Source organism: Kitasatospora sp. NPDC101176 (assembly GCF_044768035.1).
Lineage (GTDB): Bacteria > Actinomycetota > Actinomycetes > Streptomycetales > Streptomycetaceae > Kitasatospora.
In genome coordinates this window covers 1-24,860 of the sequence record NZ_JBIWPA010000007.1, presented here as the reverse complement: position 1 = coordinate 24,860, position 24,860 = coordinate 1, and the positions used below count along the sequence as shown (strand labels likewise).

The window sequence follows — 24,860 nt, the reverse complement described above, 5'->3', positions numbered from 1 at the left end:
GTGTGGGCGGACGGGGCCGGGGCGTACGACGACCGGGGTCGCCGTACGCCGTCGTGCCCGTGCCTGCCGTCCGGTCGTCAGTTGACGAAGACGAGCGGGCTGCCCGCCGCCGAGGTGTCGGTGACCGGGCCGTAGGTGGCGCTGAAGTAGCCCGTGGAGAAGCACAGGCCGGAGCCGGAGAGCAGGCTGAACGGCTGGGCCGAGAAGCCGATGGTGTTGCCGGTGTTCGAGGTGGTGCCGGCGATGCCGGTGGTGTTCTGGTAGACGCAGTTGACGCTGCCGAGGACGGTGTTGAGCACCACCGTGGTCTTCATCGCGCCGGCCGCGCCGGGGGTGAGGGCCACCGGGTTGCCGGGCCCGTCGCCGACGGTGTTGGTGAACGGCAGGTTGTTGACCGTGATGCTCTTGACCCCCGTGACGCCGAGGACGTTGGAGGTGCAGGAGCCGAAGGTCTGGGCGTTGAGCTGCTCGACCGCACTGCCGGGGGCGGTCGGGTTGGCCGTCACGGTGGCGGAGAAGCCGGAGCTGGCACACTTGATGCCGCTCGTGCCGGTGGAGCTGTTGTAGAAAGTGGCGTAGGTGCCGGAGACCAGGCTCGCGGTGAGGGTGTCGCCGACGGCGACGGCGGGGCCGCCGAGGCTGCCGGTGGTCAGGACCGCGGAGCCGGCCGCCTGGGCGGGTGCGACGGCGGCGCCGGCGAGGGCGATCGCGGCGAGGGCCGCGGTTCCGAGGGTGCGGCGGAAGCGCATGAGGGTGACCTCTCTCCGTGCGGAGACGGGTGGGGGTGGCCCGCGGTGCGGGTGTGGTGGCGTGCACGGCGGGGGAGGTGCGTGGCATGGCGAGTGCGGCATGGCGTACCGGGGGCCGCGCGGGGCCGTGGCCGGGCGGGCCCGGCGCCACGGGCCCGCTGGTGCGGCACGGCGGTGTGAAGGTGCGGACGTGCGTGCAGTGGGGTGCGCGTCGACGGCTGCCACCGCCGCGGGCCTGCGTCCGCGCTGGTCCCGTGGCCCGGGCGGGTCGCCCGGGGCCGTCGGAGCCCCTGGAGGTCGGCCGGTGGTGAAGTGGTTCGCCCACCGGTTGGAAACCTGTCAGTGTTGTAAACCCTGCGTTGCGTCAATGTCAATACAGGCCACAGGAGTTGGGGATGGAACACAAACACCTGCGGAGTGCCGACGTGGTCCTGCTGCCGGGCGCGCGGACCGGACGTGACCCGGCCCGGTCGATCAAGCGCGGACCGAGCCGGCTGCCCCCGGCGGTGGTCGCCGCCACCCAGCGCGAGCGGCTGCTGGACGGACTGGTCCAGACGGTGGCCGAGCGTGGCTACCAGCACGCCACGGTCAGCGACATCTGCCGCGCGGCGGGCGTGACCAGGCCGGTCTTCTACGAGCTGTTCAGCGGCAAGGAGGACGCCTTCCTGGCCGCGCACCGGTACGGGACGGGCGTGGTGATCCGCCGGATGGCGGCGGCGTTCGCGGCGGAGAGCGACTGGTGTGCCGGGATCCGGCAGGGGCTCGGCGCGATGCTCCAACTCCTGGCCGGAACACCCGCCTTCGCCACCATGGCGGTGATCGAGATCGAGGCCGTCGGTCCGGCCGGGCGTCGTGAGCGGGACCAACTCCTCAAGAAGTTCCGGGTGTTCTTCACCGAGGTGCCCCAACTCCCCTGCGGCGTCGCGGTCGAGGAACTGGTGGACGCCGTGGTGGGCGGGGTGTACAGCGCGCTCCACCGGCGGGTCGACTCCGGGCGTACGGATCAACTACCCGATCTGTTGCCGGTCTTGAGCCTGTTCTGCCTGGCCCCCTTCCTCGGCCCGGCGGAGGCCGCCAGGCGTCTCGGGTTGCCGAATGGTGAAGATCCTTCGTGCACCCGTATTGACCCGGCCAATACCGAGCAGTAGCTTCCCAGTTACTCACCGCACGGCCGACCGGGGCCGCCCCGCTGCCGAGGGGCGGACGGCCCGGTCCGGCCGTGGAACGCTGTCCGCGCCAGGGCAACGTGTGCCCGCACACCCATCCACCACAGGGAGCACACATGGCCATGCCCGAGGACGCCGCCGCGGCGGCCGAAACGGCGGAGACCCCGGCCACCGCCAGAAGAGGGCGGGTACGGCTGAAGCGCACCGCCCTGATGGCCGTCCCGGCCGTCGCGGCGGGCGCCGTCCTGATGGCGCTCACCGCCCAGGGCGTGCTGGCCGCCCAGTTCAACATCAGCGGCATGCCGTTCACGATCACCGCGGACAAGCTCGACGGCAAGGGCTTCGCCCAGTTCGGCGGCCTGGACTCGATGATCCCCGACAGCCCCAACCAGGGCGACACCGGCGGTCAGGTGCTGGTCGCGGTCTCGGCGATCAAGAACGCCGAGATCACCAACCTGTGCCAGAGCGTCGACCTGGGCGGCATCAACCTCGTCATCCATGCCGGCGACGGCGGCACCCCCGTCACCGCCAGCGATCTCACCACCGACTCCGACATGCTCTCCGGCGACGCGGACTTCACCAACATCGAGATCGGCGGCGACGCCAGCACCTACACCAAGGCCGGACCGAAGGGTGTGGGCGGCGCCGGGGTCTTCGGGCAACAGGCCGACCGCGTCATCCTGACGAACCTGAAGCAGCACAACTACGCGAGCACCGCGGTCGGGTTCAAACTGCCCAACCTGCGGCTGAGCTTCAGCTCCAAGGGCTGCTGACCGTGACGGAGTCCGTACCGGAACCGGCCGGGGCGGCGGCCGCCGGGCCGGTGACGTCCGCGACGGCACCAGTCGGTGAGGCCGCCCGGGCCACGGCCGCGGCGCGGGCCGGGGAATCCGGCGGGGCGGGGCCCGAGGAGGCGGCCGAGGGGACGGCCGCCGCCCAGGCGCCCCCCGTCCCGGCGCCCGCCAGCCGCCCGCCCAGGCGCGACTGGCGGGGCAAGCGGCCCTTCTGGGGCGGACTGCTCGTCCTGCTCGGTGGCGCCGAGATCCTGTTCACCCTGCGCTCCCCGCTGCCCGTCGTGCTGCACATCGGCATGGAGGGGATCGCCGGGTACCTGGTGCCGGCGGTGATGGTGCTGTGCGGCCTGCTGATCCTCTTCAACCCGGCCCAGCGGCTGTTCTACTCCGTCCTCGCCGTGCTCGCCTCCCTGGGCAGCTGGATCACCTCCAACCTGGGCGGCTTCCTGGTCGGGATGCTGCTCGGGCTGGTGGGGTCCTCGCTGACCTTCGGCTGGCTGCCCGACCAGCCACTGCGTCGCGGACGCCAGCGGCGGGAGGACCGGCGTGAGCAGCGCCGGGCGGCCGGGCCGTCGGGGCCGGGTCGGCGGGCGCGGAGCGCATAGCGCGTGGCGCGTGGCGCGTGGCGCGTGACCGTCGTGGAGAACGGACGCGGCGCCCCGCCCTCACGGTGACGGGAGAGGTCACCGTAAGGGCGGGGCGCCGCGGGGGTGGGCCGACAGGGCGCCGGGTCGGCGGGGCGCCGCGTGTGTGGCCCGGCGGATCAGATGGTCGCGGCGTCGATCACGAACCGGAACCGGACGTCACCGGACAGCACCCGCCGGTACGCCTCGTTGATCTGGTCCGCGCGGATCAGCTCGATCTCCGCGGTGATGCCGTGCTCGCCGCAGAAGTCCAGCATCTCCTGGGTCGCCGGGAGCCCGCCGATCATCGAACCGGCCAGCGAGCGGCGGCCGTTGAGCAGCGCGTGGGCGTTCACCGTCACCGGCTTCTCCGGCGCGCCGACCTGCACCATGACGCCGTCGGTGCGCAGCAGGCCGAGGTAGGCGCTCAGGTCGAGGTCGGCGGAGACGGTGTTGACGATCAGGTCGAAGCTGCCCGCCAGCTCGGTGAAGGTGGCCGGGTCGGAGGTCGCCCGGTAGTGGTCGGCGCCGAGCTTCAGTCCGTCCTCCCGCTTGCGCAGCGACTGGCTGAGCACGGTCACCTCCGCGCCCATGGCGTGGGCGATCTTCACGCCCATGTGACCGAGCCCGCCGAGGCCGACGACGGCCACCTTCCGGCCGGGGCCCGCGCCCCAGTGCGCCAGCGGCGAGTACAGCGTGACGCCGGCGCAGAGCAGCGGCGCGGCGGCGTCCAGCGGCAGGTTGTCGGGGATCCGCAGCGCGTACGCCTCGTCGACGACCAGCTCCGAGGAGTAGCCGCCGTACGTCGGCAGGCCGTCCTTGCCCGTGCTGTTGTAGGTAAAGACGGTGCCGCCAAGGCCGGTGCAGTACTGCTGGAGGCCGGCCCGGCAGTTGTCGCACTCCCGGCAGGAGTCGACGAAGCAGCCGACGCCGACCCGGTCGCCGACCCGCCAGCGGGTCACCCCGGGGCCGACCTCGCTGACCACACCGGCGATCTCGTGCCCCGGAACCATCGGGAAGATCCCGGTGCCCCAGTCCTCGCCGACCTGGTGGATGTCGGAGTGGCAGATGCCGGAGAAGCGGATGTCGATCACGATGTCCTGCTCGCCGACCGCCCGGCGGGTGACGGTGGTCCGCTCCAGCGGGGCGTCGGGCTCGGCCGCCGCGTAGGCGGCGACGGTGCGGGTGGTGAGGTGGGTCTCCGAGCCGTTCGTGGCGGTGTCCGCCGTCGTGCCCGTCGTGTTCGTGGTGGTCGCGTCGGTCGTCGTGTTCGTCATGCCCCCAGAGTGCGGCGGCCCGAGGGGGGCAACCAGACCAAGGATCATCGTAGGAACCCCGCACCTAGGACCCCCGAACGTACGACCCCGGAACGTACGCACGGCAGTGTCACCCTCGCCCGCCCCCGGGCACGCCCCCCGGCCCGCATACTGCACACATGGACCAGCGCACCGAACTCAGCGAGTTCCTCCGATCCCGCCGCGCCCGGCTGCGGCCCGAGGACGTGGGCCTGCCGGACACCACCACCCGGCGCCGGGTGCCCGGACTGCGCCGCGAGGAGCTGGCCCAGCTGGCCGGAGTCAGCACCGCCTACTACACCCGGCTCGAACAGGGCCACGGCGAGAACGTCTCCGCCGCCGTCCTCGACGCCATCGCCCGCGTCCTGCGGCTCGGACCCGCCGAGCGCGAGCACCTCGGCCGGCTCACCAAGCCCGCCCGTCGCCGCGCCGGCCGGGCCGCCGCCCGTCGGCAGCGGGTCCGCCCCGCCCTCCAGCAGCTGATGGACGCGATGGACGGCGTGCCCGCGTACGTCCTCGGACGGCGGCTCGACATCATCGGCTGGAACCGGCTCGGCACCGCCCTGCTCGGCGACTTCGCCGCCATGCCGCCCGAGCAGCGCAACATGGCCTGGCACGTCTTCCTCGACCCGGCGGCCGCCGAGCTGTACCAGGACTGGGAGGGCAAGGCGAGCGACGTGGTCGGCATGCTGCGCCTCGACGCCGGACGCGACCCGGACGATCCCCAGCTCGCCGCACTGATCGGCGAACTCTCCGTCAAGAGCGCCGACTTCCGCCGCCTGTGGGCCGCCCACGGCATCCAGGACAAGGGGCACGGCACCAAGCAGCTGCACCACCCGGTGGTCGGCGGGCTCAGCCTCCAGTACGAGGCGCTGCGCCCGGCCGGCGACGCCGACCAGGTGCTGATCACCTACCACGCCGAACCCGGCAGCACCTCGGCCGAATCCCTTCGGCTGCTGGCCAGTTGGGCCGCCACCGAGTTCCTCCCCGAGCCGGGCGAGACCTCCCGCGCCGAGCCGACCAGGTAGCGGCTCCCCGGCCCGCCTCGGCCCCGCGTCGGTGGCGCCATCCCGGGCCCCGGCCCTGTCCCCGGCCCCCTGAGCCGAACGACCGGAACGACCGGAACGGCCGGAAGGGGCGGAACGGGCCGATGGTCCCGGGGTTGCCCGGGGCCATCGGCCCTTCTGCCGCCCGGCCGCCCCGCAGTTGACTGGGCGGGTCATGGACATCACCAACAGCACCGCCGCCACCACCACCGCCACCGCCGAGTACGACCGGCTGATCGCCCGCCACCACGCCATGCGGCTGCGACGCCAACTCCTCGCCCCGGCCGCTCCGTCGGGGCCCGACACCGGGGGCGGAGGGTACGACGGCGCGGCCGACCAGCTGCTGATCCGGCGGGACCTCGGCCTGGTCGGCCCGCTCGCCGACCTGATCGAACACCTTTACGGCGTCATGTTCCGCCGCCGGCCCTTCCTGCGGTCGCTCTTCCCCGCCTCGATGGAGTTCCAGCAGGCCCACCTGGAGCGGATCTTCCGCCACCTGATCGACCACCTCGACCGGCCCGCCGAACTCGACCGGATGCTCCGTCAACTCGGCCGTGAACACCGGAAACTGGGTGTCCGGCCGGTCCACTACGAGGCCTTCGAGGAGGCCCTGTGCGCAGCGATCCGGCACCGGGCCGGCGCGGACCGGACGGAGGAGCTCGAGGCGGCGTGGACCAGGATGCTGCGCTTCGCCGTCGGCGCGATGACCGCCGGCGCCCAGTCCGCGCTCACCGAACCCCCGTACTGGCAAGCCGTGGTGACGGGCCACGAGCGCCGCCGGCCCGACCTCGCCGTGCTGCGGGTGCGCACCGGCGAGCCCTACCCGTACCGGGCCGGGCAGTACGGCACCGTCGAGCACCCGCTGCTCCCGCACACCTGGCGTCAGTACTCGATGGGCTGCGCGCCCCGGGCCGACAACGAGCTGGAGTTCCACGTCCGCCGCACCGGCCCCGACGGGGTCAGCGCCGCCCTGGTCGAGCGCACCGCCGTCGGCGACCGGCTGCGGCTCGGCCCGCCGCGCGGCACCCTGCTCCCCGAGGACGACACCCGGGACCTCCTGCTCGTCGCGGGCGGCAGCGGACTCGCGCCGATGAAGGCCATCATCGAGCAGCAGGCCGTCCACCGCCCGCCCGGCCGCCGTGTCCACCTCTTCGTCGGCGCCCGCGACCGCGGCGACCTCTACGACTGGTCGGCACTGGCCGAACTCGGCCTGCACAAGACCTGGTTGGCCCTCACGCCGATCACCGCCGGCCGCCTCGCCGAGGCCGTCACCACGGCCGGTGACTGGCGCGACCACCTCGCCTGCCTCAGCGGCCCGACCGGCATGGTCGGCTCCGTCCGCTCCGAACTGCTCGCCGCCGGCCTGCCCCCGGCCCGGGTGCGCCACGACCAGGTGTTGGTGGGGTCCCGCCCGGCCGGCTGGTGAGGTTCAGCCGAAGGCGGCCCCGCCGCCGGGGCGGCACGGGGTCGCGGCCGGCCGCCGTGGTCTACCGGTGGCAGTAGGAGTCCGAGGAGGCGTCGCCGCCCGCGAGGTGGGTCTGGTGGACGCGCAGGCCGCGGAAGTCGGCGCCGTGCGGGAAGAACCGCTCGTCGACGGAGAGCCCGCCGGCCTCGGGGTCGGCGTCCAGCTTGACCATCCACGGCTCGATGCCGTCCGGGTAGAACTGGTCGTCCCAGGCGCCGTACAGGGAGTTGGTCAGGTAGAGGCGCCGGCCGTCGCGGCTGATCTCGACCATCTGCGGGGCGCCGCTCAGCGGGCGGCCCGGCTCGGCCGGGTGCGGGGTGCGCGCGGTGATGCCGCCGAGGCGCACCGAGGCGGCGAGCCGGGGGTGGAACGGGTCCGAGACGTCGTACTGGAACAACTCGCCGGTGCCCCAGGCGGAGACGTACAGCCAGCGGTCGTCCACCGACAGGTTGATGTCGGTGACCAGCGGCGGCACCGCGCCGAACGGCTGCAACGCGGGCGGCAGGTCCTCGGCCTTGGCCGGCTCGGCCGGGATCTCGATCACCTTGCGGGCGGTGAACGCCGGGCCCTGGCGGTACCAGAGCCACACCGAGGCGGAGAGGTCCTCGACGTTGGTCACCACCCCGGCGAAGCCCCACTCGGCCTGCGGATCGTGTGCCGGGCGCAGCTCCAGCACCATCTGGTACTGGTCGCCGAGGTCGACCCGCTGCAGGTGGCGGCCGGAGTCCAGCTCCCAGAAGTGCAGCGCGTGCCCGTACTTGCGGCCCAGCAGCAGCTCCGGCACCACGCCGTCCTCGACCATCCAGGGCGTGCCCCACTCGCTGGTCACGCCCACGTTCGTCCCCAGGTGCCACCAGACGTCGTAGGCGAGGTGCTGCGGCCCGCGCTCCGTCTCCCACGCCCGCAGCACGTCGAAGGTGGTGTGGTCGAGCAGCGCCACCCCGCCGGGCCCGTCGGTGCCCTCCGCCCCGCCCAGGCAGGACAGGAACACGCCGTCGGGCCCGCAGTGCAGCGTGTGCGGTCGCGAGTACCCGGCTCTGGACGCCAGCTCCGCCGCCTCGACGGTCTTCACCAGGCGCGGCCGCACCGGGTCGGGCCGGGTGTCCATCACGTGCAGCCGCGAGGAGCGCAGGCCCGGCAGCAGCAGGTAGCGCCGCTCCGGGTTCCGGTGGCAGGCGTGCGCCAGCGCACTCGAGCAGGCGTTCCAGCCGAAGTGGTGCAACTCGTCGCCCAGCGTCGGCAGTTCGGCGAAGTTCAGAACCGTCCCGTAGCCCGCCGAGGCCGGGTCGGTGTCGACGGTGAGCAGCGCGTCCGGCCGCCGCCCCGACCGGTCGAACCCGGCGACGTACGCCAGCGTCTCCGGCGGCGCGGCGATCGCCTCCGCCGGGGAACGGTACAGCGACGGATCGGTGTGCTCGCCCTGCGGGCCCTGACCGTGCGGCATCCCGGACTCCTCAACTCGCCCTGCTGGTACACGGACTGTGTCCTGCGTCCGGGAAGCGTTCCACAGGTCCACCGGCGCACAGCAGGCGCACGGGGAGCGGGCGGGAGGTGCGGACCTCGGCGGATCAGCGGAGCATCTTGATGTCCGCGAGCTCCAGTTGGACGTCGAACTCGGGCCCGTCGACCTGGGCGTGGAAGGAGAGTTCGCCGAGGAGGGTGACGGAGACCTCCACCATGTGCTCGTTCACCTCGTCCAGGATCGTGAGGCCGTCCTCGAGGAACACGTCCGCCTTGTGGAGGAACGCTTCCAGGGTGAGCTCGGCGGTCACCTTGACCTCGCCCACGACGGTGCCACCGTCGTAGGTCTCCACGGGATACCAGTCGATCGTCGAATCCTTGGGTTCCAGGAAGGAGATCGTGGCCTCGGTGGCGCCCGGAAGTTCCGGGACGGACGGACCGCCCTCGTCGTTGAACTCGATCGATCCGCCCGCGAGGTCCTCGCAGGCCCGCGTCACGGCTCGTCGCAGCGCCTCCTCCAGAGAGGCCGGATCCGATTCCTCGACCGGTACCCGAAGGACCAGATCGATATGGGGCTGGGAGCCCCCACCGGCCAGGCCGACGCGGGGAGAGATGTTGAAGAGCGACCGGTCCCTCGCGCCTCCGGACTGGTCGAGAACGATCATGACGGTCAAGGGGGAGGAGAACCTCCTGGTCATGATGATGTCCACGGGGGAGAGCCCGCGACGACGGCGCACGGTCCTCACGTCGATCGGGATGTGGAAGGCCCCGCCGACCTCCGAGCACGCGAGGTCCGATTCGTCGTCGCCGTTCCGGATCAGCGCGACGTTCTGGGCCAGCACGTCGCGGAGGTCGGATTCCAGCGTCTCCTGCAAAGCAGGGGCATGCCCGTCCGGCCCTTGCGCGACGTAGTCGTGGGCGAAGCCGATCAGGGCCCGGAGGATCCGGCGGACGTCGTCGTGGGAGTGTGCCGGGTATTCGGTTTCCAGGAAGGTCTGCAGAGTGGAGCAGACCTGGTCGAAGACCGTACGGACGTGCGGCTCGAGGTAGTCGGGCGCCTGCCGGTTGTGCAGGATGGCGAGCGGCGGTGTTTCACGGGAGCCTCGAGAGAGCGACCATTCGGCCCTGGAGGGAAGGATTTCACGTCGGATGTGCGTCAGTCCGAGCGCCTCAGCGGTATCAGGTAGCCCGGTCGCCTCGACCGCCAGGAGTCCTGATGCGATCACGCTCGATGCCTTCGCAGGGAGGGCCTGAGTGATCAGTACTTCTGCTCTCAGGTTGTTCATCATCCAGTCCGGGTCAAAGGTCCAGGGGTCGGTCTGGCCGCCGTCCAGTAGATCCACGAGCAGAACCACCCGCTCGCTCCCCGGATGTACGAGATTGTTCGCGAAGTGGAAGAACGGCAGGCCCGAGCCATCACCAAGAATCAGATGCGACTCGGCGCCGATCAGCGAGCTGTGCCCGGCGAAGTACACCAGCAGTGCGTCGGTCGCCTGACGGGTGGCCTCCCGGATCGCCTCGAGCGCCTCGGTCCGTGAGCCCGGGTCGAGGAGGACATGGCACCGATCCGGGCTGAGGCCCCAGCTGTTCGGCGAGGACAGCAGAGCCGCCAGGTCGGTCACCGTGCGCGGGACGTGTGGAAGTTCGGGCATCGAGGGGTAGCGCGACACACCGATGAGGAGCGCGGCGCTCCGGCGCGGATCCGGGAACTCCGGATCCTCCCTCTCGTCCATCGGGTCCGAGTCGGTGGGGTCCATCGGCAGCACGTCCGCCTCCGGCGCGCGCCGCGGCCTGCTCCCGTCCAGCAGCGCCAGCAGTTCCGCCGAGGCGGTCGCGAAGGGCCGGAGCTCCGGGGGCAGCGACGCCGTGTCGGCCACGGCGACGGCGGCCAGCCCGTTCCCCGCCCGGGGCCGGCGGGCGGCGACGTGCCGGGTGAGGGCGGCGTGGACGGTCCAGGCGTCGTGGCGGGTGAGGAGCGGGGCCAGGGCGGCGCGGGCGGCTGCACGGAAGGTGAGCACGGTCGGTCCGTCCGCGACGGTCCGGGTGTCGACGAGTCCGCTGGTCAGGAGTTCGGCGAGGTCGCCGACGGTGGCGTCGGGTACGGCCTCCTGGCGGATGAGCTGGAGCAGCGGGAGGCTGAGGCTGCTGAACGGGCTGCTGAGGCAGGCGAGCCGTTTGGCGGCCGGCGAGGCCGTGTGCAGGAAGGCGGCCACGTTCGGGGCGTCGTCGGGGCGTCGTGGGGCGTGCGCGGCGAACGGGGAGCGGAGGACCCCGGAGGCGGGGACGAGGACGGCGTCGTGGCCTGCGGGTGCGCCGCGCATGACGGCGTCGGCCCAGCGGCGCAGCGAGTGGGGGGTGAGCGCGAGGGTCGGCAGCGGGGTCCAGCCGGGGTCCGTGCCGGAGGGAGCTGCGCCGGAGGGAGCTGCGCCGAGGGGGCCCGGGCCGAAGAGGGCGCTGGTCATCAGGGGCAGTTCGTAGCGCAGGTCGGTGTTGCGGGCGGCGGGTCCGTCCTGCCGCACGCGGACCGCCGGCAGGTCGAGGGCCGTGCGGCTCCAGAGACGGCTGGGCAGCGGGTTGAGCAGGACGACCGGGGTGGTGGAGCCCCAGGCGCGCAGCAGCTGCCACACGGCGGGTTCGCGCCAGCCCGGCGCGGTGCAGTCGGAGAGGACGACGAGCAGCCGTCGGCCGCCCGGCGCGGTGACGCGTCCGCGGCCGACGGCGCGGCCCCGGCCGTCCGTGATCGTCGGCTCGCCGTCGATGGAGAGCCGCAGGCGGCGGACGCCCCGGAACGCGCCGATTCCGGCGAGCAGGGTGTCCAGCTCGTCGACGGTGTCGCGCCAGACGTCCATCGTCGGGTGGGTGTCGACCAGGATGACGACGTCGAACCACGCCTCCGGGACGGGCCCGAAGACGGGTGCGAGTTCGCCGCCCCTGGTGTACTCGCGCAGCGTCGCGTCGATGTCCAGGGCGCGGCGGGCGCCCCGTGGGTAGCGGCGCTTGAACGGCCTCAGGGCGCGGGCGAGTTCGAGGGAGCGGGGCAGCGCCCGCCCGGGTGCCACCTGGATGCTCCGACCGGGTGCCGGTCCGGCGGGCAGGTCCTCGTACAGCGGGACACCGGTGTCGTCCGCGACGTCGTCGGGCCGGCCCTGCGGTGCCGGGAGGCCAGGACCCGTGCCCGGGTCCTGGCCGGGTGACACCGGGGCTGCGTCGCGCGGTGACGGCCCGGCCGTGGGCTCCCCGCCCCGGTCGTCCGCCCCGCGCCCCTCGGCGGCGGCGAGCCAGAGCAGGTCGGCCACCGTCGTCGCGTCCGTGTCCGGGGGCAGCACCCGGCTGAGGGCCGCGACGAGCCGGGCGACGTCCTCACGCACTGGAGAGGTCCCTCAGCATCAGGTCCAGGAGGTGCCGCAGCTGCTCTCCGGACGGTGCCTGCCGGTCGGTGACGAGGCGGACGGCGTTGAGCAGCTGGTCCACCGCGAGGCTGTCCCCGCGGGCGAGGCGCTCGGCGAACTCGGCGATGAGGTCGGCCGCGGGGCCGGGGGCCGACACGGCGAGCCCGAGGTGGGACTCGACGGCCCGGCGCAGCGTGTCGGCGGTCGGGGTCGGCATGTCGTAGCGGATGCAGCGGCGCAGGAAGGGCGCGGGGAGGTCGCGCTCCCCGTTGCTGGTCAGGACGATGAACGGGAAGGCGGTGCACTGCACCTTTCCCCGTTCGATCAGGTGCGTGGTCGGTCCGTCCCACTCCCGTACCCGCACCTCGCGCTGCGGGTGCCGGACGAGCTCGGGGATCTCGAACCGCCCGCTCTCCAGGACGTCGAGCAGGTCGGCCGGCAGGTCGAGGTCGCTCTTGTCGATCTCGTCGATCAGCAGGGCCCGGGGCCGGTCACCGGGGAGGAGCGCGGTGCCGAGCGGGCCGAGCTGGAGGAACGGGGCGATGTCGGCCTGTCCGGACTGTCGGGTGAGGCGGGCGACCCGGCTGCGCCGTCCGCCGTTGCCGCCGGAGTGGGCCTGCTGCAGCCGGAGGGCGTGGATGTGGCCGAGCGCGTCGTAGCGGCAGAGGGCGTCGGGCAGGGTGCTGCGGGAGGTGATGTGCCACCGGAGGACCGGGCCCAGCCGCAGCTCGGCCGCGACCTGTTCGATGACGGTCGACTTGCCGGTGCCGGTGTTCCCGGTAACGAGCAGCGGCCGGTGCAGGTACAGGGCGGCGTTGACGGCGTCCGTGAGGCCCTCGGGCGGCAGGAAGGCCCGGGGCCGGTCGTCGGGAGTGAAGCTGCGCCAGGGCGGTGGGGGCGCGAGCGTGACGTCCCGTGGCTCGCCGTCGCCGCGGTAGTAGGTGTTCCAGGACATCAGGTGCTCCTCGGGGCGGTGGGCGGGGCGGGCGGGGCGAGCGGGCGGGGTGGGGCGGCCGTGACGGTGTGTTGCGGGTAGCGACCGCAGAAGTCGAGCCAGTCGGTGTCGTGCCAGGCGGTGCGGAGGTCGGCCAGGCGGTCGAGATGCGGGTCGGTCTCCTCGTCCGTGTCGCCGTCGTCCAGCCAGCGGCGCCGGTAGGCCTCGCCGAAGCCGTCGGGCAGGGTCTCCCAGAGGCGGTGGAGGCAGGCCCGCCCGGGGTCGGCGTGCTTGCCGTCCGTGTCGGGCCAGATCAGGATCGGGGTGTAGGGGAGGAACAGGGCGAGCAGCTCCCGGAGCCGGGGTGCGGCCGGGCGTCCGGCGATCCCGACGGCCCGCTGGTACCGGCCGGCCGCCAGGTGTCTCCCCAGCCGGTCGGGGGTGACGTCGGCAGGGTCCACCCAGTCGACCGGAGCGTCCTGGTCGAGTGCCTCCCGGCCGAGCTTCTCCAGCTGCTCACGGGCGAACTCGTTGATCCCGTACAGGTGGTGCGGGACGACGAGCCGCCCCGCCCAGCGGAGCGTCACGGTGCGGGTGACCCCGAGGAGGCGGAGTCCGACCGCGGCCTGCTCAGGGCGCCAGTCCAGCAGGACCGGGGCGGGCGCGACCAGGTCGATGTCCCGGACGCGCTCGCCGGGCGGCAGCAGCCGTTCGGCCCAGGAGATGACGGCGGGCAGGGCCCGCTCCACGCCCGCGCGGTCGGGCTCGCACGGGAAGGTCTCGTGGTGCGTGCAGTCCGGGCCGCTCCGGAGGCAGACGGACAGCGAGTCCGGCCAGTCGACCCGGGCCGCGTGCAGGCTGATGACCAGGCGCCGCGCCCGTTCGTCCGTGCCGCGTTCGGCGTGCGCCGTGCGGGCGTCGTTCAGGGCGATCTCGGCGCCCAGCCGGCGGGACCAGCGCGCCACCCGGTCGTCCCCGGTGTCGAAGCCGCACCCCTCGGCCGCGGCGACGACGTACCAGGCCAGTGCCCGGTGGGCGGTGTCGGCGTCGGTGGTCGGTGTCCGCAGGGCGGCGTGTTCGAGGAGGTACTGGAGCAGCGGCCGGCCGGTGAGCGAGGCGGGCGGCCGGACGGGCTCGGCGAGCCGGTCGCCCCACTGGCGGTTGAACGCGGTGGCCAGGCCGCGCAGCAGCGGGGTGGTGAGGGCGGAGCCGGCCAGGTCGACGACGAGACTGCCGGTGTCCATCGCCGCCAGCACGCCCTCGGCCACCTCGGTGGCCCAGCGGCCGGCCGGGTCGTCGGTCTCCGCGGCGCGGCGGACGAGGTCGAGGAGGGCCGGGCGGGTCCAGACGGACGGCGTCGCGGGGGCGCCGGGCCACGTGGCCAGCGCCCGGGCGAGGTCGGTGACACCGGTCGGTCCGACGCCGCCGGCGGAGGACGCCGAGGCGGCGGCGGGCGCGGGGGCCGACGCCCCGCGCCCGGTGTTGAGCGCGAGCCACAGCGGACCGGCGGCGTCGGACTCGCCGTCGTACTCGAACGACCTGACGTCCTGCTTTCTGAGCTCCGGGGCGATCGCGAGTTTGACGTCCGCGGGCCGGAGGAACGCGCCGCTGCCGGACAGTCCCTGGGCCAGGGTCGAGCCCAGCGATCGGCTGAAGTCGAGGTCGTAGGCCCTCTGCTGCGCGCCGCAGGCCATCAGGACGGCGAGGCGCTTCCTCCCCGCGCCGAATCCCCCAGCCAGGGCCGCGGAGTCGGGCAGGGCGGCTCCCGCGTGGCAGGTGTCGAGGAGGGCGATGACCCCCGCGACCCCGTCGTGGTCGGAGGCCAGGGAGAGGAGGGCCGCCACGTCCACCGACCGGTCGGCGCGGCCGTCCTCGCTGTCGGAGGCCATGTACAGGAGCCTGCCGCCGGACTGCGGCGACTGGCCGTGCCCGAGCATGGCGATGATGAGCGTGGCCCGGGCGTCCCCCGCCGCGCGGACGGCGGCCTTCACGGCGTCCTCGATCTCGTCCGAGCGCACCGACCCCGACCGCAGGTGGGCGTGGTCGGCGGCGGGGCTGGGCGTGCAGGCTCCGATCGCGGGGTCGGTGAGCACCCGGAACAGGTCCTCGGCGGCCGTCTCCAGGCGCGTCAGCTTCTGTTCCGCCGCGTCCGACTGGGTCGCTATCAGCAGGAGGTGACGGTCCGGGGCCGGCGGCGGGCTCACGGCCGGCCCGGGGCCGCGAGCGCCTCCATCACCGGCCGCGCGACCTCCGGGCGCCGGAGGTACGTGGTGGCGCCGTGCGACCAGAGCGTGGCGGAGTCGAGGAGGTGCGGGACGGGGAGCACCCCGGCCGTGTTCGGCTTGACCAGCTTCGCCAGCGTGCGGCGCGGGACGACGACGTCGTCGCCGTCCCAGAAGTCGGCCCAGGCACCCACCGACTCCGGGGTCGCCGGCGGCTGCGGGACTAGCCGCGGCCAGACGAGCCCGCGCGTGCCGATGGGCGAGCCGATGGTGACGAAGAGCCGGACCGGTCCGTTGTACTCGGCGAGTGCCTCCAGCGCGACCACGGTGCCGAGGGAGTGCGCGACGACGATCGCGGGCCGGGTGGGGTCGAGCTGCCGGTGCACGCGGTCGCGGATCCGCTGGTCCAGCGTCCGTCCGGTGGCGTCCGGCTCCGCCCGTCGCAGGTAGCGGCCGGGCTGGGACAGCACCCGCAGCAGCCGCGCGGCGCTGAGCCGCTGGGTGCCCCAGCGGAGACCGGGGACGGCGGCGACGTTGGCGAGAACGCTGCCGAGGTGGCGGCCGGCGGCACCGACGCCCTGGCCCTGGCCGTCCGGGCGGACCTGTGCGCGCACCCGGGCGAGGCGCGGGTCTCCCCGGTGTTCGGGCCGTTCGGCCAGCTCGTCCAGGAAGTCGCCGAGCAGGTCCAGGAGCAGCTCCGCCTGCTCCTCGTCGAAGGTGTCCGGGGCGCCGGCGCCCTGCGCCTCGCCGGTGTCGAAGAGGTCTCCGTAGGAGGCGAAGGCGCTGTCTGCGGACCAGTCCATGGTGAGTGCCGAGATCTCCGGGGCGAATCCGGCCTGCCGCGCGCCGTCGGCCAACGCGCGCTTCCACTCGGCGAGTTCCTGCTGAGGGTCGCGGGGGCCTCCGATGCCGTGCACGAACACCAGCCGGGGCTTCCCCTGGTCCGCGTTCACCGTCGTCCGTCCCCCCGTGCCGTCCGTTCCCCGTGCCCGTACCGGCACGCCCGGCCGGCGGTGGCCCGCCCTCGGCCCGCCGGCGGAACGGGGCTCAACCGTACCAACTCCGCCGGAGCCGGAGAGCGCCCGCCGGCCAGGAGGGCGGGGTGCCCGCGCGCGAACGTTCCGCTCCGCCGCCGACGGCGCCCCGCGGGGCGGGGGAGCAGTGCGGCGGGCCGGGCTACCGGCCGGTATCGTCGGGCGCGGAACGGTGGAGACCCGCCGGAGCGGCGGGCCGAGCGGAGGACGGGTGCGGCGGCAGATGGAGTTTCGGGAAGACGTCCTGGGTGCCCCCTACGAGGCGGCCGAGCTGACCCTGCGGCCCGACGACGAGGGGCCGGTCTGCGCCACCCTGGTGCGGCGTCGGGTGCCCGGCTCGGAGCGGGCCGTGCTGTACATCCACGGCTACAACGACTACTTCTTCCAGACCAACCTGGCCGACCACTTCGCCGAGCTCGGGTTCTCGTTCTACGCCCTGGACCTGCGCAAGTACGGCCGCTCGCTGCGCCCCCACCAGTCGCCGAACTTCGTGCGCGACCTCGCCGAGTACGACGAGGAGATCGACGAGGCGGTGCGGATCATCCGGGAGGTGGACGGGCACCGGCAGCTGCTGCTGAACGGGCACTCCACCGGCGGGCTGGTCGGCGCGCTGTGGGCGTCCCGGCGCGCCGGGCGCGGGCTGGTGGACGGGCTCTTCCTGAACAGCCCGTTCCTGTCGATGCCGACCGCGCCCGCGGTGCGCACCGTCGGCGGCCCGGCCGTCACGGCGCTCGGACGGCTGGCGCCCACCCGGGTGCTGCCCTCCGCCCTGAACCCGCACTACACCCACAGCCTGCACAAGGACCACCGGGGCGAGTGGGACTTCGACCTCACCCTGAAGTCCCCCGAGGGCTTCCCGCTGTACGCGGGCTGGCTGGCGGCGATCCACCAGGGCCACCGCCGGCTGCGGCACGGCCTGGGCATCGACGTGCCGGTGCTGCTGGCGGCGTCCACCGCCTCGATCTCCACCACCAAGTGGCACAACGCGCTGCACCACGCGGACGGCGTGCTGCGCGCGGACGACATCGCCGCCGAGGGCCCGCGGCTGGGCCGGCACGTCACCGTCGTCCGGATCAAGGGCGGCATGCACGACCTGGTGCTGTCCGGCGAGGCCGCCCGCGCGCAGGTCTTCGCCGAGCTGGACCGCTGGCTCGCCGCCTACCTGGACGTCGTGCCGGCGGCCGGGGCCGCGGCGGCCGCGCCGTCCCGGGCCGGGGCACCGGTGGGGGAGTCGGCGTGACGGACGAGCCCGTCCCGGTCGGCCGGCAGACCGACCTCGGCTTCGCCAAGCTGATGCCGGACATCGACCGGGCGGGCGCCTGGCTGCTCACCCTGGACGGCACCCCGCAGTCCTACGTGGACCTGGCCGACCCCACCCACCTGGAGTTCGAGTACACCCGTCGGCTCGGCCACCTCGCGGACGCGCTGGCCCCGGCCGGCCGGCCGCTGGACGTGCTGCACCTGGGCGGCGGCGCGCTCACCCTGCCCCGCTACCTGGCGGCCACCCGACCCGGCTCCCGGCAGCGGGTGGTGGAGGTGGACGGGCCGCTGCTCGCGCTGGTCGAGGAGCACCTGCCCTGGCAGGCGCCCGGCGCGGACGTCACCGCGACGGTCGGCGACGCCCGGGCCGCCCTCGCCGGGGCCCCGGCCGGCTCGCAGGACCTGGTGATCGCGGACGTCTTCCACGGCTCGCGCACCCCGGCGCACCTGACCTCGGTGGAGTTCGTCCGGCTGGCGGCGACCGCGCTGCGCCCCGGCGGCTGCTACGCGGCGAACCTCGCGGACGGCCCGCCGCTGGCCTTCGCCCGGGCGAAGGCGGCGACGGTCGCGGCGGTGTTCCCGTACACCTGCCTGGTCGCGGAGGCGCCGGTGCTGCGCGGCCGCCGTTACGGCAACATCCTGCTGGCCGGTTCGACGGCGCCGCTGCCGGTGGCGGAGCTGAGCCGGCTGCTGGCGGGCGACGTCTTCCCGGCCCGGCTCACCGAGGGCGCCGACCTGGCCGCCCTGGTCGGCCGGACGGCGCCGGTGACGGACGCCGAGGCCACCGACTCCCCGCCCCCGCCGGACGGGGCCTTCAGCGTCGGCTGAGCCCGGTCCCGCCGCCACCGGGCCCGGTTTCGCCGCCGACCCGCGGCCGCACCCGGGCGGCGCGTCGTCCGGCGGCGGTGCGTTCTCCGGCGGCGGTGCGTTCTCCGGCGGCGGTGCGCGGGCCGGGCGGCGCGATCGCCGGGCCCGCGGAGCCGGACACTCTGCCGCGCCCTCCGGTACCGCGTGCGGCCGTTCGGTAGTCTGCGGGTGATCCAGTTCCAGCGGCTCCGGCCGGGGATGCCGCCCCGGCGAGTCCACCGCGCCGCACACCGGTGCCCGACCGAGGGCCGGCCCCCGTGATCCTCGCCGCCCTCGCCGTTCCGGTCCGGTTACGGCGCCCCGCTGGTCCTGCCGCCGTTGATTCCGCCGCTCCAGAGGAGACCCGCGTGGCCACTGACGAACCGCCCGCGCCGCCGTCGACCGGACTGCTGTCGGTCGACCTGGGCGCCGTGCCCGAGACCGCCCTCTGGACGCTGTACCAGCGTGCCGTCGAGGCCCGCCGCCCGGACGCGGTGCTGCGCGACCCCAAGGCCGTCGAGCTGGTCGGACGGATCGACTACCCCTTCGCCGAGCGGTTCGGCACGAGCGGCAGCCAGGCGCAGCTCCAGGCGCTGCGGGTGGCCTGCTTCGACCGCGAGGTGGCGGACTTCCTGGCGCGGGAGCCGCGCGGCACCGTCGTCTGTCTGGGCGAGGGCCTGGAGACGCAGTACTGGCGGGTCGACAACGGGCGGGCCCGGTGGCTCACCGTGGACCTGCCCGAGTCGGTGGCGCTGCGGGAGGAGCTGCTGCCGCCCGGGCCGCGGCAGCGCTATCTGGCCGCTGACGCCACCGACCTGGGGTGGGCCGACGAGGTCGACCGGGAGCACGGGGTCCTGATCACCGCGCAGGGCCTGCTGATGTACCTCCCGCCCGAGCGGGTGAGGACCCTGATCGCGGGCTGTGCCGAGCGGTTCCCGGGCGGCTCGCTGGTGCTGGACGCGGTGCCGCGCTGGTTCGGCCGGGCCACCCGCAGCGGCCGGATGCGCATGCGCGGCTACCAGGTGCCCCCGATGCCGTGGGCGATGGACGCGGGCGAGCAGGTGAAGCTCGGCACCGCGAGTCCTGCGGTGGCCTCGGTGCGAGAGGTGCGGCCGGTCGGCGGCCGGGGGCTGCTCGGCGCCCTGCTGCCCGTCGCGCTGAGCGTTCCGCCGGTGGCCGCCCGTCGTCCCTCGATCACGGTCCTGGACTTCGCCGAGCGGCCCGAGCGGCCCGAGCGCCCTGAGCTGCCCGAGTGACCTGCGTGCCCGGTGGGCCCTGTGCGCCCTGAGCGACCCCGGGCGTGACCGCTGAGGGGGCCGGCCGCTCCGGCCCGGACGGCCCCCGAACGGTGCCGGTGCCGGTCCCGCGGATCCTTCCCGTCCTTCCAGGTCCCGCGGCGTGCGGATCGGACGGCGGATGGATCGGACGGCGAGCGGATCGGACGGCGGGGCGGGATTCAGGCGGGCAGTACGGCGAGCCAGCCGGTCAGGAGCCGGTTGACCTCGGCGGGCCGCTCCTGCTGGATCCAGTGACCGCAGCCGTCGAGTAGGTGCGAGGAGACCAGGCCGGGCAGAGTGGTGGGGAACGCGTCGATCGCGTCCGCCAGCCACCGGGTGGAGGCGTCCAGGCCGCCGCCGGCGAAGAGGGAGGGCTGGGTGATCGGGGCGCCGTCGAGGTCGGCGAGATCCGCCCAGTCGCGGTCCATGTTCCGGTAGCGGTTGAGTGCGCCGCTGAGGCCGGTACGCTCGAACTCCCCGGCGTAGACGTCGAGATCGTCCTCGCCGAGCCAGGAGGGCAGCCGGCCGGCCGGGAACCGGTCGCGCAGCGTGCCGCCCCGGGAGACGAAGTGCGGGTCCGCCTCGTGGGATGCGGGCATGGTGTCGGCGGACAGCGCCGCGTAGAAGCCGGCGAGCCAGCCGCGCACATCGGGCTCGATCTCGGCCTCGGCCCGTCCGGGCTCCTGGAAGTAGGAGACGTAGAGCTCCTGGTCGCCGCCCATGCCGGCGAACACCTCGCTGGGCCGCGGCCCGCCGCGCGGGGTGTACGGCACGCTGAGCATCCCCACCGCCCGGAAGACGTCCGGTCGTTTCAGCGCCGAGTTGGCGGCGATCGTGGCTCCCCAGTCGTGTCCGACGATCACCGCCGACCGCTCGCCCAGGGCCCGCACCACGGCGACGTTGTCCTCCACCAGGTCCAGCATCCGGTACGCGTCCACGGCCTCGGGCCTGGAGGAGCGGCCGTACCCCCGCACGTCGATCGCCACCGCCCGGTACCCGGCACCGGCCAGCGCCGGAAGCTGGTGCCGCCAGGAGTACCAGGACTCGGGGAAGCCGTGGACGAGCAGCACCAGCGGGCCCGTGCCCTGTTCCACCAGGTGGATCCGGCCCGCCGGGGTGGGGACCGATCGGTGCACGGGGCCTGCGGTGACGTGCTGAGGCATGGGCCCTCCAAGGGGTGTCGACCGTCCCGCGCCGGGTCGGAGCAGGAGCAGGAGCCGGTCCGTCACTGGACGGCTCCGGCGGGCTCCGATCCTGTCCCGCCCGCCGCGACTGCAGCCAGCGTTGTTGCCGTTTCGGCAAAGCGGGAGACGGTCACACCCTCTCCGTGCGGGGGCGGCCGTCCGTGGTCGCACCGGGCTTTGCCTATTCTTGGGATTCGCGGCACCGTACCGGAACCACGGCCACCCGCCGTACGTCGTAAGACCAGGTGCGGACCAGGCGATCGGCGGGGGGAACGGGCCCCTCCGGCGCGTTACCCTGCCCTGAGGGGGAGCGGCCTGGGGCCGCGACGGACGACTACCGGGACGGGCGCGCCGCTGAGGGCCGCGCCCGTCCCGGCCTGCCACGGAGGTACTGGCCTTGCACATCGACGCCTGGATCGAGAGCGTCCCACCGGGCGCGGTGTACGCCCTCGTCGGCCTGATCATCGGGCTCGAGTCGCTGGGCATCCCGCTGCCCGGCGAGATCGCGCTGGTGACGGCGGCCCTGATGTCGGTCAAGGGCGTGGTGAGCCCGTGGGGCGTCGCGGGCGTCGCGATCGCGGGCGCGATCATCGGCGACTCGATCGGCTACTCGATCGGACGCAAGGGCGGCAAGCCGCTGTTCGAGAAGCTCGGGAGAAGGTTCCCGAAGCACTTCGGGCCCTCGCACCTGGCCACCGCCGAGCGCTCGTTCCAGAAGTGGGGCATGTGGGCGGTCTTCTTCGGCCGGTTCATCGCCCTGCTGCGCATCTTCGCCGGGCCGCTCGCGGGCGCGCTGAAGATGCCGTACTGGAAGTTCCTGATCGCCAACGTGCTGGGCGGCGTGGTCTGGGCCGGCGGTACGACGCTGCTCGTCTACAAGGTCGGCAAGAGCATCGAGCCGTGGCTGGCCCGGTTCTCCTGGGCGGGCCTGGCCGCGGCCCTGGTGATCGGAGCGCTCTCGGCGTGGATCATGAAGCGCCGGGCCGCGAAGACCCACGCGAAGATCGAGGCCGAGGAGGCCGCCGCGGCCGCCGCGGCAGCCGGTGCCGCGAAGGCGCCGGTCGCGGACTGACGCACTGACGGGCCGTCCGCGGCGGCCACGGAGGGGTGTCGGGCCCCCGGAGTAGCATCGGCGGGGTACCTGTCGATCATGCACACCCAGGAGGGCCCGATGACCCAGCCGACGTGGGACGCCGTGGACGCGTACTTCTCCGAGCAGCTGGTCGGCCACGACCCGGCGCTCGAGGCCGCGGAGGCCGCCGCCGACGCCGCCGGGCTGCCGCACATCGCGGTGGCCCCCAACCAGGGCAAGCTGCTGCACCTGCTGGCGCTGACGCAGGGCGCGCGCCGGATCCTGGAGGTCGGCACCCTCGGCGGCTACAGCGCGATCTGGCTGGCCCGGGCACTGCCCGCCGACGGCACCCTGATCACCCTGGAGATCGACCCGAAGCACGCCGAGGTCGCCCGCGGCAACCTCGCGCACGCCGGGCTGGACAAGGTCGCCGAGGTGCGGCTCGGCCGGGCCGCCGACTCGCTCGCCGCGCTGGTGCAGGACGGCACCGAGCCCTTCGACCTGGTGTTCATCGATGCCGACAAGCCCAGCAACCCCGAGTACTTCCGCCGGGCCCTGGAGCTCACCCGCCCCGGCTCGCTGATCATCGTCGACAACGTGGTGCGCGGCGGGGCGATCGCCGACGCCGACAGCACCGACCCCGCCGTGATCGGCACGCGGGCGCTGCACGACCTGATCGCCGCCGAGCCGCGGGTGACGGCGACGTCCGTGCAGACCGTCGGCAGCAAGGGCTACGACGGCTTCACGCTGGCCCGCGTACAGGGCTGAGCCCCGGCGCGCCCCGGGGCCCGGGCGCCCCGCTCAACCCCTTCGCGCCACCTCGTATCACCCCGGACCACCCCGCATCAGCTCGCATCACCCTGAACCACCCCGAACCACCTCGCACCATCGCACCACGCAGGAACGGAGACACCGTGCGGATCGGACTGCTGGGCGCAGGCCCCTGGGCGGAGCGGGTCCACGCACCCGTCCTCGCCGAACACCCCGGCTTCGAGTTCACCGGCGTCTGGGCCCGCCGGCCCGAGGCGGCCACGGCCCTCGGCGGGGCGTACGCCGTCCGCGGGTACACGGACCTCGACGAGCTGCTGGCCGAGGTGGACGCGGTCTCCATCGCGCTGCCCCCGGCCGTCCAGCCCGGCCTCGCCGTGCGGGCCGCCGAAGCCGGCTGCCACCTGCTGCTCGACAAGCCCGTCGCACTGACCGTGCCGGACGCCCGCGCCGTCGCCGAGGCGGTGCGGGCCCACGGGGTCGCCTCGGTGGTCTTCTTCACCGTCCGCTTCGGCGGCGAGCAGATGCCCTGGATCGAACGGCAGGCGGAGCTCGGCGGCTGGTTCACCGGCCGCTCCGACTGGCTCGGCTCGGTGTTCGCCCCCGGCAGCTCCAGCCCGTACGCCTCCTCGCCGTGGCGCCGGGAGAAGGGCGCGCTGTGGGACGTCGGCCCGCACGCGCTGTCCGTGCTGCTCCCGGTGCTCGGCGACGCGACGCGGGTGACGGCCGCCGCCGGGCCGCTGGACACCGTCCACCTGGTCGTCCGGCACGCCGCCGGCGCGTCCAGCACCCTCGCGCTCAGCCTCACCGCGCCGGTCGCGGCCGGCGGCACCGGCATGGAACTACGCGGCGAGCACGGTGTCGCCCAGCTCCCCGAACGCGGAGAGGGGCCGGTCGCGGCGCTGCACCGCGCCCTGGACGCCCTGCACACCTCGGCTGCCACCGACCGGCCGCACCCCTGCGACGCCGGCTTCGGCCTGCGCGTCGTCGAGATCCTCGCCGCCGCCGAGCAGTCCCTGGCGACCGGCGCCCCGGTCGAGGTCTAGGTTCTGTCCGGTGGCCGGGCGGGCGGCCCGGACTGGCGCGGCCTACGGACGGGCGCGCCGAAAACCGGTGGCGGCGGCGCGCGGCCCGTTGTTAGCGTGAGGCCGCTCCACCGTCGTCCCGTTCGTCCTCGTCAGGGCCGTGAGCCCACCGGAAAGGGTGTCTTGATGTCCCGGATCGCGCCGAGCGCGCCTCGCCGCACCGCGTAGCCGGTCCGTACGGACCGGTCGGGGCCGCTCGGCCTGCTCTTGCTGCCATCGCACATCTCCAGCAAGGAGCACCCCGGGTGTCCAGCACCACCAATGCCCTCAAGGCCTTCAAGACCGACACGTTCACCTGCACCTGGTGCGGGCTGACGGTCTCCACCCACGCCGCCGACGGCACGCGGCGCAACCACTGCCCGTCCTGCCTGCATTCCCGGCACGTCCTCGACCAGGTCGAGGGCGGTCCGAGCGAGTGCCACGGCCGGATGTCGCCGATCGCCATCGCGGTGCTGCGCACCGGCGACTGGATGGTCGTGCACCGCTGCGTGCGCTGCGACGAGCTGACGTCCAATCCGGTCTGCCCCGACGACAACCAGCTCGTCCTGATGCGGATGGCCGTCCGGCCGCTCGCCCAACCGCCCTTCCCGCTCGAAGCGTTCGGGACCCTCTGAACGGCCGCGCGAGGAGGGAGGAAGCGCCGAGCATGCCACGACGAAAGAACGAGCACGACGGCGGTCAGCGCCGTTCACGCCGCCGCCCGCAGCGGCACAAGGACGTCCTGCACGCCAGGGACGTGCTGCACGCGAGGGGCGGGCACCGGGCGAACGACTTCCGGTGCGTCGGCTGCCGACTGGACGTCCCGCTGGACGCCCCCGGCACCGCGCACCGCAACCACTGCCCGAACTGCCTGGTCAGCCTGCACGTCGACCGGAGGGTCCCGGGTGACCGGGCCGCCGACTGCCGGGGCCGGATGGCGGCGCTGGGCATGTCCGCCCGGCCGGACGGCGAATGGCTGATCATCCACCAGTGCCTGTCCTGCGGCGAGTTGAGCGCCAACCGGATCGCCGGCGACGACAACCCGCTGGCCCTGGTCCGGCTGGTGCTCAGACCGCTGCGGGACAACCGGATGGCCGGCCGGGCCCTGCTCCGCCTCTAGATGATTGATGCCAAGGGCTCGCTGGCGCGCATGACATGAAGCGAGGGAGTCCAAAGATCGGTTGTGACGCCTGATCTGGACTCCCTCGCGA

General features: G+C 74.1%; 20 protein-coding genes and 1 pseudogene. 13 read left to right on the top strand and 8 right to left on the bottom strand.

All coding sequences use genetic code 11. The annotated features are described in order from the left end of the window. Nucleotides 1–77: 77 nt before the first annotated feature. Entirely contained in the window at nt 78–749 is a 672-nt protein-coding gene (locus ACIRS1_RS13220; protein WP_402838994.1) for a Tat pathway signal sequence domain protein, read from the bottom strand. Nucleotides 750–1,144: 395 nt separating this feature from the next. On the opposite strand from ACIRS1_RS13220, the gene ACIRS1_RS13215 reads away from it, so the two are divergent. From ACIRS1_RS13215 to ACIRS1_RS13205, 3 genes and pseudogenes are all read left to right on the top strand, one after another. Then, entirely contained in the window at nt 1,145–1,897 is a 753-nt protein-coding gene (locus ACIRS1_RS13215; RefSeq protein ID WP_360220826.1) for a TetR/AcrR family transcriptional regulator, read from the top strand. Nucleotides 1,898–2,031: 134 nt separating this feature from the next. Beyond that, nucleotides 2,032–2,688, top strand: a complete 657-nt coding sequence (locus ACIRS1_RS13210; protein WP_402838992.1) for a DUF6230 family protein — start codon at nt 2,032–2,034, stop codon at nt 2,686–2,688. Between the two features lie 194 nt (nt 2,689–2,882). Continuing rightward, nucleotides 2,883–3,314, top strand: a pseudogene (locus tag ACIRS1_RS13205) (DUF6114 domain-containing protein); the annotation flags it as partial. A 158-nt stretch (nt 3,315–3,472) separates the two neighbouring features. Here ACIRS1_RS13205 and ACIRS1_RS13200 read toward each other — a convergent pair. Continuing rightward, the gene (locus tag ACIRS1_RS13200) at nt 3,473–4,609 is read right to left on the bottom strand and encodes an NAD(P)-dependent alcohol dehydrogenase (RefSeq protein ID WP_402838990.1); all 1,137 of its coding nucleotides are present in this window, start codon (nt 4,607–4,609) and stop codon (nt 3,473–3,475) included. A gap of 158 nt (nt 4,610–4,767) precedes the next feature. Between ACIRS1_RS13200 and ACIRS1_RS13195 the strand changes: the two genes are divergently transcribed. Continuing rightward, entirely contained in the window at nt 4,768–5,655 is an 888-nt protein-coding gene (locus ACIRS1_RS13195) for a helix-turn-helix transcriptional regulator (protein WP_402838988.1), read from the top strand. Between the two features lie 193 nt (nt 5,656–5,848). Continuing rightward, a complete protein-coding gene (locus ACIRS1_RS13190; protein ID WP_402838987.1) occupies nt 5,849–7,099 on the top strand; it encodes a globin domain-containing protein in 1,251 nt (416 codons plus the stop codon). A gap of 61 nt (nt 7,100–7,160) precedes the next feature. On the opposite strand, the gene ACIRS1_RS13185 is transcribed toward ACIRS1_RS13190, so the two are convergent. From ACIRS1_RS13185 to ACIRS1_RS13165, 5 genes are all read right to left on the bottom strand, one after another. After that, on the bottom strand, nt 7,161–8,582 hold the full coding sequence (locus ACIRS1_RS13185) for a selenium-binding protein SBP56-related protein (protein ID WP_402838986.1): 1,422 nt from the start codon (nt 8,580–8,582) through the stop codon (nt 7,161–7,163). A 124-nt stretch (nt 8,583–8,706) separates the two neighbouring features. Further along, nucleotides 8,707–11,967 carry an SAV_2336 N-terminal domain-related protein gene (locus ACIRS1_RS13180; protein ID WP_402838984.1) on the bottom strand — a complete coding sequence of 1,087 codons (3,261 nt, stop codon included), beginning with the start codon at nt 11,965–11,967 and terminating at the stop codon, nt 8,707–8,709. Continuing rightward, a complete protein-coding gene (locus ACIRS1_RS13175) occupies nt 11,960–12,943 on the bottom strand; it encodes an AAA family ATPase (protein WP_402838982.1) in 984 nt (327 codons plus the stop codon). The genes ACIRS1_RS13180 and ACIRS1_RS13175 overlap by 8 nt, the downstream gene beginning before the upstream one ends. Next, a complete protein-coding gene (locus tag ACIRS1_RS13170; protein WP_402838980.1) occupies nt 12,943–15,126 on the bottom strand; it encodes a hypothetical protein in 2,184 nt (727 codons plus the stop codon). The genes ACIRS1_RS13175 and ACIRS1_RS13170 overlap by 1 nt, the downstream gene beginning before the upstream one ends. Then, nucleotides 15,123–16,097, bottom strand: coding sequence for a hypothetical protein (locus tag ACIRS1_RS13165; RefSeq protein ID WP_402838978.1), 975 nt, complete (start codon nt 16,095–16,097; stop codon nt 15,123–15,125). Before ACIRS1_RS13165 ends, ACIRS1_RS13170 begins: the two co-directional genes overlap by 4 nt. A gap of 304 nt (nt 16,098–16,401) precedes the next feature. Between ACIRS1_RS13165 and ACIRS1_RS13160 the strand changes: the two genes are divergently transcribed. The 3 genes from ACIRS1_RS13160 (at nt 16,402) to ACIRS1_RS13150 (ending at nt 19,540) form a co-directional block, all read left to right on the top strand. After that, nucleotides 16,402–17,418, top strand: coding sequence for an alpha/beta hydrolase (locus ACIRS1_RS13160; RefSeq protein WP_402838976.1), 1,017 nt, complete (start codon nt 16,402–16,404; stop codon nt 17,416–17,418). A gap of 53 nt (nt 17,419–17,471) precedes the next feature. Then, a complete protein-coding gene (locus ACIRS1_RS13155) occupies nt 17,472–18,266 on the top strand; it encodes a spermidine synthase (RefSeq protein WP_402839281.1) in 795 nt (264 codons plus the stop codon). Nucleotides 18,267–18,652: 386 nt separating this feature from the next. After that, entirely contained in the window at nt 18,653–19,540 is an 888-nt protein-coding gene (locus tag ACIRS1_RS13150; protein WP_402838974.1) for a class I SAM-dependent methyltransferase, read from the top strand. Nucleotides 19,541–19,740: 200 nt separating this feature from the next. Here the strand turns inward: ACIRS1_RS13150 and ACIRS1_RS13145 are convergent, their stop codons facing one another. Beyond that, on the bottom strand, nt 19,741–20,724 hold the full coding sequence (locus ACIRS1_RS13145) for an alpha/beta fold hydrolase (RefSeq protein ID WP_402838972.1): 984 nt from the start codon (nt 20,722–20,724) through the stop codon (nt 19,741–19,743). Between the two features lie 418 nt (nt 20,725–21,142). Between ACIRS1_RS13145 and ACIRS1_RS13140 the strand changes: the two genes are divergently transcribed. From ACIRS1_RS13140 to ACIRS1_RS13120, 5 genes are all read left to right on the top strand, one after another. After that, the gene (locus ACIRS1_RS13140; protein WP_387905248.1) at nt 21,143–21,817 is read left to right on the top strand and encodes a DedA family protein; all 675 of its coding nucleotides are present in this window, start codon (nt 21,143–21,145) and stop codon (nt 21,815–21,817) included. A gap of 99 nt (nt 21,818–21,916) precedes the next feature. Then, entirely contained in the window at nt 21,917–22,585 is a 669-nt protein-coding gene (locus ACIRS1_RS13135; RefSeq protein ID WP_402838969.1) for an O-methyltransferase, read from the top strand. A gap of 146 nt (nt 22,586–22,731) precedes the next feature. After that, a complete protein-coding gene (locus ACIRS1_RS13130) occupies nt 22,732–23,631 on the top strand; it encodes a Gfo/Idh/MocA family protein (protein ID WP_402838967.1) in 900 nt (299 codons plus the stop codon). Nucleotides 23,632–23,915: 284 nt separating this feature from the next. Further along, a complete protein-coding gene (locus ACIRS1_RS13125) occupies nt 23,916–24,284 on the top strand; it encodes an RNHCP domain-containing protein (RefSeq protein WP_360220319.1) in 369 nt (122 codons plus the stop codon). Between the two features lie 32 nt (nt 24,285–24,316). Next, complete coding sequence (locus ACIRS1_RS13120) at nt 24,317–24,769, top strand: RNHCP domain-containing protein (RefSeq protein ID WP_402838965.1); 453 nt, start codon at nt 24,317–24,319, stop codon at nt 24,767–24,769. Nucleotides 24,770–24,860: the final 91 nt, after the last annotated feature.

What these genes read in the sequence shown, in the direction of transcription:
- ACIRS1_RS13220 (WP_402838994.1), bottom strand. Translation starts at nt 749, where the DNA reads ATGCGCTTCCGCCGCACCCTCGGAACCGCGGCCCTCGCCGCGATCGCC.
- ACIRS1_RS13215 (WP_360220826.1), top strand. Translation starts at nt 1,145, where the DNA reads ATGGAACACAAACACCTGCGGAGTGCCGACGTGGTCCTGCTGCCGGGC.
- ACIRS1_RS13210 (WP_402838992.1), top strand. Translation starts at nt 2,032, where the DNA reads ATGGCCATGCCCGAGGACGCCGCCGCGGCGGCCGAAACGGCGGAGACC.
- ACIRS1_RS13200 (WP_402838990.1), bottom strand. Translation starts at nt 4,609, where the DNA reads ATGACGAACACGACGACCGACGCGACCACCACGAACACGACGGGCACG.
- ACIRS1_RS13195 (WP_402838988.1), top strand. Translation starts at nt 4,768, where the DNA reads ATGGACCAGCGCACCGAACTCAGCGAGTTCCTCCGATCCCGCCGCGCC.
- ACIRS1_RS13190 (WP_402838987.1), top strand. Translation starts at nt 5,849, where the DNA reads ATGGACATCACCAACAGCACCGCCGCCACCACCACCGCCACCGCCGAG.
- ACIRS1_RS13185 (WP_402838986.1), bottom strand. Translation starts at nt 8,582, where the DNA reads ATGCCGCACGGTCAGGGCCCGCAGGGCGAGCACACCGATCCGTCGCTG.
- ACIRS1_RS13175 (WP_402838982.1), bottom strand. Translation starts at nt 12,943, where the DNA reads ATGTCCTGGAACACCTACTACCGCGGCGACGGCGAGCCACGGGACGTC.
- ACIRS1_RS13160 (WP_402838976.1), top strand. Translation starts at nt 16,402, where the DNA reads ATGGAGTTTCGGGAAGACGTCCTGGGTGCCCCCTACGAGGCGGCCGAG.
- ACIRS1_RS13155 (WP_402839281.1), top strand. Translation starts at nt 17,472, where the DNA reads ATGCCGGACATCGACCGGGCGGGCGCCTGGCTGCTCACCCTGGACGGC.
- ACIRS1_RS13145 (WP_402838972.1), bottom strand. Translation starts at nt 20,724, where the DNA reads ATGCCTCAGCACGTCACCGCAGGCCCCGTGCACCGATCGGTCCCCACC.
- ACIRS1_RS13135 (WP_402838969.1), top strand. Translation starts at nt 21,917, where the DNA reads ATGACCCAGCCGACGTGGGACGCCGTGGACGCGTACTTCTCCGAGCAG.
- ACIRS1_RS13120 (WP_402838965.1), top strand. Translation starts at nt 24,317, where the DNA reads ATGCCACGACGAAAGAACGAGCACGACGGCGGTCAGCGCCGTTCACGC.